Source organism: Terasakiella sediminum (assembly GCF_033100395.1).
Taxonomy (GTDB): Bacteria; Pseudomonadota; Alphaproteobacteria; order Rhodospirillales; family Terasakiellaceae; genus Terasakiella.
The window spans coordinates 136,884-149,616 of the sequence record NZ_JAWLVJ010000002.1 but is presented as its reverse complement, the minus strand read 5'-3'; the positions used below and the strand labels follow the sequence as shown (position 1 = coordinate 149,616).

Annotated in this window: 10 protein-coding genes; 7 read left to right on the top strand and 3 right to left on the bottom strand. The window is 48.9% G+C overall.

The window, feature by feature from the left end; translation table 11 throughout:
* The first annotated feature begins 103 nt into the window (after nt 1-103).
* Nucleotides 104-520: a glycine zipper 2TM domain-containing protein gene (locus RYZ26_RS01985; RefSeq protein WP_317681461.1), complete on the top strand. Its 417-nt coding sequence runs from the start codon at nt 104-106 to the stop codon at nt 518-520.
* A 45-nt stretch (nt 521-565) separates the two neighbouring features.
* Nucleotides 566-2,383, top strand: a complete 1,818-nt coding sequence (locus RYZ26_RS01980) for a caspase family protein (protein ID WP_317681460.1) — start codon at nt 566-568, stop codon at nt 2,381-2,383.
* Nucleotides 2,384-2,407: 24 nt separating this feature from the next.
* Here the strand turns inward: RYZ26_RS01980 and RYZ26_RS01975 are convergent, their stop codons facing one another.
* Nucleotides 2,408-4,267 (bottom strand): ATP-binding protein, encoded by a 1,860-nt coding sequence (locus RYZ26_RS01975; RefSeq protein WP_317681459.1) that lies wholly within the window; start codon nt 4,265-4,267, stop codon nt 2,408-2,410.
* A 161-nt stretch (nt 4,268-4,428) separates the two neighbouring features.
* Nucleotides 4,429-6,018: a peptide chain release factor 3 gene (locus RYZ26_RS01970; RefSeq protein WP_317681458.1), complete on the bottom strand. Its 1,590-nt coding sequence runs from the start codon at nt 6,016-6,018 to the stop codon at nt 4,429-4,431.
* A gap of 121 nt (nt 6,019-6,139) precedes the next feature.
* Here RYZ26_RS01970 and RYZ26_RS01965 point away from each other — a divergent pair, with 121 nt between their 5' ends.
* Nucleotides 6,140-6,526, top strand: coding sequence for a hypothetical protein (locus RYZ26_RS01965; RefSeq protein ID WP_317681457.1), 387 nt, complete (start codon nt 6,140-6,142; stop codon nt 6,524-6,526).
* A 14-nt stretch (nt 6,527-6,540) separates the two neighbouring features.
* Here RYZ26_RS01965 and RYZ26_RS01960 read toward each other — a convergent pair whose 3' ends face one another.
* Nucleotides 6,541-8,937 (bottom strand): hybrid sensor histidine kinase/response regulator, encoded by a 2,397-nt coding sequence (locus tag RYZ26_RS01960; protein WP_317681456.1) that lies wholly within the window; start codon nt 8,935-8,937, stop codon nt 6,541-6,543.
* Between the two features lie 288 nt (nt 8,938-9,225).
* Here RYZ26_RS01960 and queC point away from each other — a divergent pair, with 288 nt between their 5' ends.
* The 4 genes from queC (at nt 9,226) to RYZ26_RS01940 (ending at nt 12,724) form a co-directional block, all read left to right on the top strand.
* Complete coding sequence (queC, locus tag RYZ26_RS01955; RefSeq protein ID WP_317681454.1) at nt 9,226-9,936, top strand: 7-cyano-7-deazaguanine synthase QueC; 711 nt, start codon at nt 9,226-9,228, stop codon at nt 9,934-9,936.
* A gap of 1 nt (nt 9,937) precedes the next feature.
* Nucleotides 9,938-10,294, top strand: a complete 357-nt coding sequence (gene queD / locus RYZ26_RS01950) for a 6-carboxytetrahydropterin synthase QueD (protein WP_317681453.1) — start codon at nt 9,938-9,940, stop codon at nt 10,292-10,294.
* Entirely contained in the window at nt 10,291-11,004 is a 714-nt protein-coding gene (queE, locus tag RYZ26_RS01945; protein ID WP_317681452.1) for a 7-carboxy-7-deazaguanine synthase QueE, read from the top strand. Before queD ends, queE begins: the two co-directional genes overlap by 4 nt.
* Nucleotides 11,005-11,089: 85 nt before the next feature.
* Complete coding sequence (locus tag RYZ26_RS01940; RefSeq protein ID WP_317681451.1) at nt 11,090-12,724, top strand: sensor histidine kinase; 1,635 nt, start codon at nt 11,090-11,092, stop codon at nt 12,722-12,724.
* The last annotated feature ends 9 nt before the right edge of the window (nt 12,725-12,733 follow it).

Here is a 12,733-nt window from a genome sequence, read left to right as displayed (position 1 = left end):
GTTTTTTTCAAAAATAATTTTTTTTCTGTATTTGTAAAAAAGCACCTCTGTCCTCTGCATAGCCAACCCATGAATTCGATGAACTGTAAAAAGGATGAGTTCGATGAAACGCTTTATGATGAGTTTGACCGTTGCAGGGGCTTTGATCCTGTCAGCCACCCCAAATCAGACCGCACAAGCCGCAGATGATGAAACCATCGGCACTATTATCGGTGCTGTCGGCGGTGGGCTTTTGGGCTCAACACTGGGTAAAGGCAAGGGCCGGATCGTTGCCACCGCTGCCGGGACCATATTTGGGGCCGTAATCGGGCGTGAAATTGCCTCTGACGATGATGAATACATTCGTCCCAAAACCCGTGTGATTGAACGCGAGCGCGTGGTCTATCGTGACCCGCCACGCCGTGATAAAGTAAAACACGCTAAAAAGCGCCCCTATAAAAAATGGAAACGGGTTGCGGCTTACGACGGCGAAGTCCTGGTTTGTAACAAAAAAGGTAAACGTTGCCATTGGTACGACTAAGACTATATTTTATAAAGAGAAGACGAAAAAAAGTTTGGACAGATCATGAAGACATTGCATCTTCTCATAACAGGGTCGCTTCTTTGGGCCAGTGCGTTTGGCACGGCTCAAAGCGCATGGGCCAAAAATGATGATGTTGCCATTATCATTGGCAATAAAGTCTATGACGATCAGGATATTCCTGAAGTCAGCTTTGCATTAAACGATGCCAGAGCCATGAAAAATTATGCCAAAGATGTGCTCAACATCCGCGATGAAAACATCATCTATCTGGAAAATGCCACCCAGGCCAAGATGCAGTCTGCCTTCGGACGCAAAGGCAATCACCGGGGCAAGGCGTTCCAGTATGTCAAACCCAATGTGTCCAACCTTTATGTCTTTTATTCCGGCCATGGGCTGCCCGGTCGCTATGACGACAAAAGCTACCTGCTGCCCGTCGATGCCGATATTGAAACAGCCGATATCAACGGCTATCCCATCGATACGCTTTATCAGAACCTCGCGCGCGTTGAAGCCAAATCCGTCACCGTCTTTCTGGATGCCTGCTTTAGCGGCCAAAGCCATGGTGGCACCCTGATCACCCGCGCATCCGGTGCCCAAATCCTGCCCAGTAAAACCCATGTCAAAGAAGACAGTGGCCTGACGGTGCTGACCGCAGCGTCGAAAGATCAGCTTGCCAGCTGGGATGAAGAAAGCAAACATGGGCTATTTACCGCATATCTCTTGCGCGCCCTTTATGGGGAAGCGGACAAGGATGAAAACGGGCAGGTCAATCTGGCTGAAGTAAGTACATTCCTGCAGGAAGAAATGCGCTATAAAGCGCGCAGAACCTATAACCGGGATCAAATCCCCACCGTGATTGGCGATACCGAACAGGTATTGGCAAAAGCCATTGACGGTAGTTTCCCCACCCGGGCAAAAATCGATACGCCAACGGTTAACATTAACACAGATGATTACCCCTTAACCCCAGTGGAAGAAAACATGTTTGCAGTTAAAAACGCAAATGTGCGCGCACTTCCCACCGTGCGATCTGCCAAAGTTGATATGCTGCCCAAAGGTGAGCCCATCCATGTGGCCGCCAAAGTCACGGACCGTCCCTGGTATGCCATTGAAAAAGGGAACGAGATCGTCGGCTACGTCTTTGCCGATCTGTTGGGTGAAGAAAAAGAAATTGCCACCGAAGAAGAAAACCGCGCCATCCGCGAATTGAAAGCCCGGCTTGAAAAGCTGGAAGAACGCACCCAGCTTGGCGACAATGACGTACTGCCCACCCCGCCCGTCAGATCATCAAATGACGATACAGGCGGCGTGCTTATTGGACGTGGCACAGATAAAACCTTTAAGGCAAGTGATCCCTATACCAAAATTGAAAACACCCTGAAATCCATGGGAGCCATTCTTGCACGTCAAAGCTTCATCAATAATTACAAAGATACCAAGGGGCGCACCAGTTTTAATTACAACTGGATCCGCATTGATGCCAACCAGTGCAGTATCGCCGCCTCCATCTCCCTTGAACACAAGGTCCCGCGCAGCAAGCGGATTGATATTCACGACCATCAGGTTCGTGCCTCTTTCTGGCGAGAATTGAACCGTAAAAAACAGACCCTGCGCGCCCGTGACCCCCAGGGTGATGTGGTTGAAAAAGTGACCCTTTATCAATATGGTCCCTATGCCTTTAAAGAGAAAAAAGACCGCCGCCGCTTTATCCTGAATGCCAACAAGTTGCAATCCCTTTGTCCAACGCCGCGTCAGGCCTACAGCGGCCCAAGCACGACCTATCAGCGCTCGACACCACCACCGCCACCCGGACGCTATGATCGCAGACCACCACCCCCACCGCCTCATCACAGACGGTAAGTTGACTTAAAAACTGGTTAGATTTTAGATGTAAGACCCGACATCGCCGTTCATGGCGTAAGGAGCAAGCGCATCCAACAGGGCTTCGCGGCGCACGGGTTTGGCGACGTAGCCCTGCATCCCATGCTTGGAATATTCTTCAATGCTATCCTGCATCACATCCGCAGTCAGAGCCAGGATCGGCACATTGGCCTTGTCCTTGTCTTTCAGGCTACGGATTTTACGGGTGGCTTCCAGACCGTTCAGACGCGGCATATGGATATCCATGAGGATGAGGTCGAAATCCGCCTCTATCATAGCATCGACCCCTTCCTGCCCGTCATTGGCCAAAGAGACCACATGGCCCATTTTTTCCAGCAGGCCTTTGGCAACGGTGCGGTTGATCTTGTTATCTTCCACCACCAGAATGGCAAGCTCGCGTCCGGTTTCACCCTGTTTGACAGGTGCGCAGATATGGGCTGGTGCCTTGGCTTTGGGCAGACGCAGTTCAAAATAGAAACTGGTGCCCACGCCGACTTCACTTTCTACAAAAATGCGGTCTCCGCCCATGGTTTCCACCAAACCGGAAGATATGGCAAGCCCAAGGCCCGTGCCGCCAAAACGGCGTGAAATGGATGTATCAACCTGGGTGAAGGCATTAAACAGATTTTCCACCTGTTCTTTCGGGATGCCGATCCCGGTGTCGCTGACGACAAAACGCAACAGCGCATCATCAGCCGTATCTTCCAGAACCGACACCCCAATATTAACTTCGCCATCATCGGTAAACTTGACCGCATTACCCGCCAGATTGGTCAAAACCTGGGTCAGCTTTGACCCATCGCCCCAAAAATAATCTTCCGGGCTGAGATCAATATTCACCACCGTCTGAATGCCTTTGCCGCGCGCCTGTGGGCGGATCAGTTGTTCAACGGTCTGGATGGAGCGATAAAGACAGAATGAATGATGGTCGATTTCCAGCGCGCCCGCCTCAATCTTTGAAAAGTCGAGGATGTCATTCACGAGTGACAGCAGCACTTCGCCGGAACTGCGTAAACTATGCAGATAATTGCGTTGACGGTCATCCAGTCCGGTATCTTCCATCAACTGGGCCATCCCGGTGATCCCGTTTAGCGGTGTGCGCAATTCGTGAGACATAGTGGCAAGAAAAGCGGACTTGGCCTTGTTGGCTTTTTCCGCCGTATTCTTCGCCTGGATCAGAGCTTCTTCTTCATCACTCAGGCGTTGGATCATGCCGTTATAGGCATCAATCACAATGCCAAATTCATCATCAGATTCCCAACCGATGGGATCGCGGCTGTGCTTTTCTTCGGTTCGCTGAATACCACGCAGCAACGTTTCCAGCGGTTCGGACACAAAGCGACGGATCGCACCTGTTACACTGACACTCAATACCAGCATCAACAAAAGCAACAGACCGGAGATTTGAATAACGGAGTCCTGCAGCAGAACTTCCAGACGTTCTTTATGGAACAAGATCGCCACTTCGCCAATGGTCTCCCCGCCCACATCTGCATCACTGCGAATGGCACGTGTAACCAGCAAATCTGTTTCAGTATTTTCCGGCAGCGAACTGCCCACAGTCGCCAAAATGCCGGAGAATTGTTCTTTCACCACAGCGCCTGCCACATCGGGGTCCAGGCTCAGGGCTGCAAGGATCGCTTCGGCGCCTGATTGGTCTAGGTTCCAGACGGCATCGGAAAGGGCGGTGGCATAAATATCAGCCAGCGTCGTCTGTTTGTTTTCAAGTTCCGCTTCCAGATCCGTATAAGTCAGAAACGAAAATAATCCGGCCATAAAAAGGGCAGCAAAAACAAAGGGCGGCATCAATGCAAGACGCAACTTCCCACCAATTGAATTTCCTCTACCAGATAACAGCGACACCCAACTCTATCCCATTACTGTGACTACGTTATCCAACGTTACGCGTTTTCAGGAAGGGACGCAACGGTTGCGTGATCAAATTCGCGTCCTTCCGTAATCTTACTTACACCCGGATAAAAAATAGGGCTTAGAGTCAGGACCTGAATTAGTAGGTCCAGACCCTAGGTCACCTGTTCTTTGGTCTTGTGGAATGACAGGTCAGGATAATCTTCCATCGCCTTATCCAAATGCCAGGCATTGCGCGCCAAAAAGACAGGTTCCTGGTCATGATCATCCCCGATGGAACCGCGATTTTCATCCAGAAACTTCTTCAATTTCAACGAATCGTCACAGGTGACCCAACGTGCCGTATAAAGCTGTGTAGCTTCAAAATGTACCGGGATATTGTATTCCGTGCGGATACGGTCCGCCAGAACTTCAAATTGAAGCACCCCGACAACACCAACAATCCAGTCAGACCCAATCAATGGTTTAAAGACACGTGCCGCACCTTCTTCGGCAATCTGTTGTAACGCACGCCCCAGATGTTTCGCTTTCATCGGATCATCCGGACGGGCTTTTTGTAAAATTTCAGGGGCAAAGCTTGGAATACCGGTGACGTTAAACATTTCGCCTTCAGTCAGCGTATCACCAATCCGCAGGTTACCGTGGTTCGGCAAACCGATAATATCTCCGGCAAAAGCTTCTTCGGCAACTTCACGATCCTGTGCCAAAAACAGCGTCGGGTTATGCATGTTGATTTGCTTATTGGATCGAACATGCTTCAGTTTCATGCCACGTTTAAAGTGACCGGAACATAGCCGCACAAAAGCAATACGGTCACGGTGTTTCGGGTCCATATTGGCCTGGATCTTAAAGACGAAACCTGTGACTTTTTTCTCTTCCGGATCAATTTCACGCTCGGTTGTTGCCTGTGGGCGTGGCTTAGGCGCATGTGTTGCCAAACCTTCCAACAATTCACGCACACCAAACGTGTTGATCGCAGACCCAAAATAGACAGGTGTCAAATGTCCGGCGAGATAATTTTCCAAATCAAATTCCGGGCAAAGACCACGCGCCATTTCAACTTCTTCACGCAAAGTTGCAACCGCATCTTCCGGCAAAAGCTCATCCAGCTTTGGATCATCCAGTCCCTGACATTCAATCCCTTCGGACAATTGGTCGTTCTTGCCCTTTTCAACCAGGATCAGCTTGTCATTGAACAGGTCATAACAACCCAAAAAATTGCGCCCCATACCGATCGGCCAGCTGGCTGGCACCACATCAAGGGCCAGTTCCTGTTCAACCTCATCAATGATTTCGAACGGATCGCGCCCTTCACGGTCAAGTTTGTTAACAAACGTCGTGATCGGCACGTCGCGCAGACGACAAACTTCAAACAGTTTACGGGTCTGATTCTCAATACCCTTGGCCGCATCCAGCACCATGACAGCAGAATCCACCGCAGTCAGTGTCCGGTAGGTATCTTCAGAGAAATCTTCGTGGCCCGGAGTATCCAACAGGTTAAAGGTTTTTCCCAGATAATCAAAGGTCATGACCGATGATGCAACCGAGATGCCGCGTTCCTGTTCCACCTTCATCCAGTCAGAACGCGCGCGACGACGATCACCTTTGGCCTTTACGGCCCCGGCCATCTGAATGGCACCCCCGAATAACAAGAGTTTCTCTGTCAGTGTCGTCTTACCCGCATCCGGGTGAGAGATGATCGCAAATGTTCTGCGTTTGTGAATTTCTGTCTGTAAATCTGCCATGCTCTAAAGCCTTGTGAATTTTGGGTGACAATAGGCAAATTTCATAAAATCGCCAGCCCTTTTTTTTGACGGGGACCTCACAAATTGTTACCCTTCTCATATATAGGGGAGGTTTTTAATCATGACTGATACGACTAAGCCGACTAGAACAACCGTTAAACAAAAACGCCAACGCCATGCCAGTGCGCAAGCCAGTTATATGGAACGTAAACGCGCCGAAGGCAAAGAATGGTTGGCCACCTGGGTCCCGGGCCCAGCAAAAGAAAGCCTGAAAAACTTGGCAAAACGCGCCAATGAAGATGACCGCGCACCCAGCAAATCCTACATCACCGACGTTGAAAATGCCTTGGACGCCACCGTTCCAGATTGGGCAAAGGCCAGCCAGACACTGTTAAACGTATGGCTTGTCAGCGAAAATGACGTGCTCGTGGATTTTGGCGGCGGCAAAGAAAAATCCAAAGACAAAAAGCACAAAGATAAAGACAAGAAAAAGAAGAAGAAAAAATAAACCCTTCTCTTTTTCTAAAAACGGTAAAACTTGGGGGCGGGTTTGCAGGTAATTTCAAGCTTATCCCCCATCACATCTGAAAGCGTGCGGTAAAAATCCGTAATGATAATGGGTTTAAACAGATAAGCGTCAAACCCTGCATTTAAGGCTGCCTTAACGTTATCCTGATGTGCATTGGCGCTCAAGGCGATAACAGGAATTTCTTTCAATCTGTCATCTTTCTGCATTTCCTGCACAGCTTCGATCCCGTTCATACCGGGCAGATTAATGTCAAACAACGCCACATCAAAACGATGATTGGATAAAACGATTAAGGCATCTTCGGCCGATTGCACGCTGATCATATGCATCATCGGCAACTCAGCAATGATCATTTCCATGATCGAAAAATTGGATGGGTTATCTTCCACATACAACAGGCGATATTTGCCAAGGTCAGCCTCGTCCACATCAAAGGCTTCCAGTTTGGCTGGTTCATTCTGTTTCACATATTCCGTGTTATCGACTTCCATTTCCAACAAGGGCACATCCAGCCAAAAATAAGTACCTTCACCTTCACGAGAATGAACGGCGATCGTTCCTTTCATATCTTCGATCAGATGTTTTGTTAAAGACAGACCAATCCCGGTGCCTTCAATGTTTGACCCTTCAAAATCCAGCCGATCAAACGGCACGAACAGACGTTTCAGTTTCTCTTTCGAAATCCCGTAGCCGGTATCTTTAACCGACAGGCGCAGGAATTTTTCACTGACCTCTTCACAGGAAACAATCACCCGTCCACCCTGAAGATTATATTTAATCGCATTGGACAACAGATTAAGCAGACACTGTTTTATACGCAGATAGTCCGTATACATCTTCGCCTGGCTTACCCCACCCTGAAAACTCAGTTCAACCTCCATTTCATCGGCCATGGGCTGCATCGTCGCCACACAATCCTCGATCAACACTTGTGGGGAGACTTCTTCAAAAGAGAAACTCATACTGCCCTGTTCAATACGGGCAAGATCCAGAATTTGATCAATCAAGCTCAGCAGATGTTTACCTCCATTCAAAATCTGATCGACTGACTTCCTGTCTTTCTCCCCTTCAATACGCATATCCAGCAATTGCGCAAATCCCAAAATGGCATTCAGCGGCGTTCTCAGTTCGTGGCTCATGGAGGATAAAAACTGTGTCTTGGCATAATTAGCCTGATTTGCCGCATCTACTGCGTTCTTGAGCTCAATTTCCACCTCTTTCTGGCGAGAAAAATTTACAACAAGAGCATAAACACCGATTCTCTTGCCATCTTCGGAAAATAGGGATGAAACCGAAAACAAACAGGGGATTTTCTCGCCGCGTTTGCACTTGATCATCAATTCATAAGATCCACTGTCATCGGCATTTAAATCGGGATCTTGAAAGATATTTTGGTCCTGTTCATCCAAAAACTCATAAAGATTCCGACCAATCAGCTCATGACGTGAGGAAGCCAACATATTACACATGGCGGGATTGACCTCTTGAATTTTTCCCGCCAAATCAAACAGCCAGAAACCTTCCGTCGTATTTTCGAGGATGGAACGCATCTTCTTTTCACTGGCTGCCAGCGTTCTCAAAAAATCTTCTTTTTCCGACCTGCGCCGCCCCGCAATAATGGCAAGGACCAACACCGTTCCAGTGATCCCGAGGGTTGCAACCCACAAGATCGTGTAAGTCTTATTGAGCCCACCATAGGCTTCGTCCAGATCAATTTCCATCGCCAGTCCCAAGCCCAGATCCGTATTCCAAAGCCAACTGCCCACAACTTTTATGCCGCGATAATCATTATACCCCTTAAGGTCAAAGGCACGCTGCCCAGCCGTAGCGCTTTTGCCCATTCTGGTCGTGGAAAGATCAGGTAAGAAAAACTTGCCATTGGTTTTTTGCATTTGCTTGACAAAGCGGCTTTTACTCAACATCAGGCCATCTTGATTAAAGGCATAAAGTTCGCCCGTTTCCCCGATATCACCCCCGACGACCGCCAGATCAAAGATTTTGTCGACATCCAGACGAAAAGCCAGAAAGCCGATGAAGTTTCCTTCTTTGTTATTGATCGGTGACACCACATTACTTTCGTGCGATGAGGCGAGGCTGATCAATTCAGGGGATATAATGAAATAGCCATTGTCATCATATCGGTTCAGGACCGGGGCCAGCAGTTGAAAGGTTTCTTTTTGCGCGGGATGATCAACCAATGCCTCCTTATTACGATCTGCCTTCAGAAGTTCTTGGGTTAAGCGGATGATTTCAGGATGTTCTGCCCAGGTCACCACATTTCCTTTCTGACTTTCAATCAGAAAGTTAAGGCTATGATCCGCGCTCAAGAGGGGGGCATCCAGTGTTTTAAGCACATTTTCTTCGGCTGATTGTTCTGCCCATTTGGCCATACCAAAAGCGATCACAAACAAACATAGAATAACAATAGCGGGCAGCCCAACAAAACTTGTAGTTATTTTCAGCGCCGCAACACATAACCTTTTAATTGCAATATAAATCTGAATCTATGGACGCCCCCCTTCAACTTCAAGGCCGTATATCTGCGGAAAATTGCAACAACCGCCCTTTTTCAAATTTCCTTGCATCATTGATGTAAACATGACATAAGGCGGCGCAATTTATGCGTCAGTGAAGTCACTGCCCGGTCGCAGCCTACCCGGATAAAACAAGGATAACCGATGAAAGCAATTGTGATTTGCTCTGGCGGATTGGATTCCGTCACGCTTGCCTATAAAATGGCACATGAACATGACTTAAAAGGTCTGATCTCCTTTGACTATGGCCAGCGCCATAAAAAGGAAACTGCCTATGCGCAGCTGTGCGCAGATCGTTTGGACGTGCCCCATAAAACCGTCGACATCACCACCATTGGTGCCTTGCTGACAGGGTCAGCCCTTACAGATAATGTAGACGTGCCCGATGGTCATTATGCCGAAGAAAGCATGAAAACCACCGTTGTGCCCAACCGCAACGCCATCATGCTGACCATCGCCTTTGGGGCAGCGGCTGCACAGGAATGTGATTGTGTGGCAACAGCCGTCCATGGCGGGGATCATTTTATCTATCCGGATTGTCGCCCTGACTTTATTGACAGCTTCAATAAGATGCAGGCCCATGCACTGGATGGATACGCCAATGTGGCACTTTATGCCCCGTTCGTTCATATCCCAAAGGATGAAATCGTCAGCGTCGGGACGAAACTGAACGTTCCTTACGCAGACACCTGGTCCTGTTACAAAGGCGGGGATATCCATTGTGGTCGCTGTGGCACCTGTGTGGAACGCCGCGAAGCCTTCCATCTGGCAGGCGTGGAAGATCCGACGGAATATGCCGATCCCGATTTCTGGATCAAAGCACGCAACGACTATAAAGAACAGCAAGGCAAATAAGATGTTCACCATTTCAAAGCAATTTCACTTTTCCGCCTCCCACCAGTTGCATGGTCTGGCTGATGATCACCCCTGTTCGCGCCTGCACGGCCACAACTATATTGCCGAAGTCGTTCTGCAGTCAGACACGCTGAACAGTGCAGGTTTCGTGCGCGATTACCGTGAACTGTCCGATCTGAAAGACTATATCGATAACGAACTGGATCACCGTCACTTAAATGACGTGCTGGGCGAAGACAACACAACGGCTGAACACATGGCCAAACATCTTTATGAATGGTCCAGTTCCCGCTGGCCCGAAGTGGTGGCCGTACGCATAAGCGAAACGCCAAAAACATGGGCGGAATACCGACCATGAGCAATTTCATCCAGATCAGTGAAATCTTCGGCCCGACCATTCAGGGCGAAGGCGCCTTGATCGGGCGTCCGACCATTTTTGTGCGCACCGCAGGCTGTGATTACCGATGCGACTGGTGCGATACATTATATGCCGTTGAAACTGAAAATGCGGCTGACTGGCGCAAAGCAACAGCCACCGATATTATGGGGGAGATTGAACGTTTAAGCCAGAACACACCGATGATGGTGACCCTGTCGGGCGGCAATCCCGCCATGCAGGACCTGGAAGAACTGATCGATCTGGGTCATGAAAAAGGCTATCAGTTTGCCCTTGAAACACAAGGCAGTCTTGTGCGCGACTGGTTTTCCAAACTGGATGTGCTGACACTCAGCCCCAAGCCGCCTTCCTCAAAAATGGAAACCGATTGGGAAACCGTGCAGGCCAGCATTCAGGCTGTGGGGAAAGACACACAAATCAGTCTGAAGATCGTCATCTTTGATCAAATCGATTATGAATATGCCCAGTTTGCCACCCGCCTCTTCCCCGATCTGCCGCTTTATCTACAAGCGGGTAACCATTGCCCCTCGGCAGAAGAAAATGCCGATATCCCCGGTGTGCTGGATCGGTTAAAATGGCTGGCAGAAAAAGTCGCCGATGATCGTTGGCACACAGCCTGCGTCTTACCCCAAATGCATGTATTGGCCTGGGGAAATGAGCGCGGCGTCTAGTAAATCAGATTTGACGTTCTTATATACTGAAAAATAAGAAAAAACATATTGAGAGTCGGGAACACTTCAAGGGCAGAAACAGGTAATGGCGAAACTTCAAAAACGTATGCTCGGCCTTCTTTTGGCGCCGCTCTTGGCCATCTGCCTAATCGGTTTTCTGATCATGGAAATCGCCAAGGAACATGACGAACACATGGAAGAAGAACGCAGCCGTTTTATCCAGGCTGTGTTGAAAAACCAGACCAACGACGTTGCCCTTGTCGCCCATGTCTTCACGCTCTGGAGCGAAGCCGTCAATGAAATCATCCTCAAGAAAAACCCTGATTTCATTGATGCCAATATCGGGGCTTATATGCTGGAAACCTATGACTATCAGGCAAGCTTGGTCTTAAATCCGGAAAATGAAAAGTTCCTGCGCGTTGATGTCCCGAAGACTGATCCTGGCTTTATTCCTTTTGAACTGGCGGGCAATACGCAATTGCATCACCTGGCAGACCAGGCGAGAAGCCACAGCCCCAAGGACTTTAAAGCCTTGGGGCATTGGGCAAAAATTAACGGAGAGCTGTTTCTGGTTGGGGCCAGTGCCTTTACCTATAACGAAAGCCACACCGAACAAAAAACCACACGCAGCCGGGAAGAACAATTTGTCCTTCTGACCTTCATCCGTGCAAACCAAGCCTATTGGGACCATCTTACAAATCAATATGCCTTGCCGAACGTGCATTTCGAGGATGATGTTGAGCACGGTCTGGAACTTCCCATCTATAATAGCCAGAATCAAAAGGTTTCCCACCTAGTCGCTCATGGCCATACACATGTGATTCAATCCATCTTTGAAAGTTTCGGCCCCATTGTTATTGTCATTACGCTAATTCTGATCGGTTTTGCGATTTTTGCCATAAAGCGATCCCTTGATTACAAAGAAGCTTTGGGCAAAGTGACCGAACTGAACGAACATATGGATGAACTGGTCAAATCGCGCACGGACGAACTGACCATCGCCCTGGAACATGCCGAAGAAGCCAGCCGTGCCAAGACCGTCTTCCTCTCGTCCATGAGCCATGAGTTCAGAACACCGCTCAATGGAATTTTGGGTTTTAACCAACTGATGGGGCTTAATAAAAACGGCACGCTGACCGAAAAAGAAAAAGAATGGACCCGTCAGATTCAAACCGCCGGAGAATTGCTGTTATCACTGGTAAATGACGTACTGGATATGGCCCATGTAGAAAGCGGCAAAATCACACTGGATACAGAAACTCTACAGGCGCGCGATATCTTCAAACAATGCTATCAGATCACAAAACCAATGGCGGACAAGAAAAACATCACCTTGGAAGGCCACCCTGAAAGTGACAAATATATCAAGGTGGATCCACGCCGTTTGCAGCAAGTCATCCTGAACCTGCTAAACAATGCGATTAAATATAGCGGCGAAGATAGCCAAGTCACGTTCGGCTGTAAAAACCGTGGCACAGACCATGTGCGTCTTTATGTCACCGATACAGGCCCCGGCATTTCCGAAAATGAACGCCAGCGCATTTTTGAACCTTTTTATCGTGGGCAGCACAACATGCATGCAACCGAAGGCACGGGCGTTGGTCTGGCCTTGGTGGTGCGATTGGTTGAGGCGATGGGCGGCACTGTCAGCCTGGAAAGTGAAGTGGGAAGAGGCAGTACCTTCTATCTCGACTTTCCTGCACACGACAACTTGGAATAGTCACAATTA

Coding starts and splice junctions, on each gene's coding strand:
- RYZ26_RS01985 (WP_317681461.1), top strand. CDS start 104: ATGAAACGCTTTATGATGAGTTTGACCGTTGCAGGGGCTTTGATCCTG.
- RYZ26_RS01980 (WP_317681460.1), top strand. CDS start 566: ATGAAGACATTGCATCTTCTCATAACAGGGTCGCTTCTTTGGGCCAGT.
- RYZ26_RS01970 (WP_317681458.1), bottom strand. CDS start 6,018: ATGGCAGATTTACAGACAGAAATTCACAAACGCAGAACATTTGCGATC.
- RYZ26_RS01965 (WP_317681457.1), top strand. CDS start 6,140: ATGACTGATACGACTAAGCCGACTAGAACAACCGTTAAACAAAAACGC.
- RYZ26_RS01960 (WP_317681456.1), bottom strand. CDS start 8,937: ATGGCCAAATGGGCAGAACAATCAGCCGAAGAAAATGTGCTTAAAACA.
- queC (WP_317681454.1), top strand. CDS start 9,226: ATGAAAGCAATTGTGATTTGCTCTGGCGGATTGGATTCCGTCACGCTT.
- queD (WP_317681453.1), top strand. CDS start 9,938: ATGTTCACCATTTCAAAGCAATTTCACTTTTCCGCCTCCCACCAGTTG.
- queE (WP_317681452.1), top strand. CDS start 10,291: ATGAGCAATTTCATCCAGATCAGTGAAATCTTCGGCCCGACCATTCAG.
- RYZ26_RS01940 (WP_317681451.1), top strand. CDS start 11,090: ATGGCGAAACTTCAAAAACGTATGCTCGGCCTTCTTTTGGCGCCGCTC.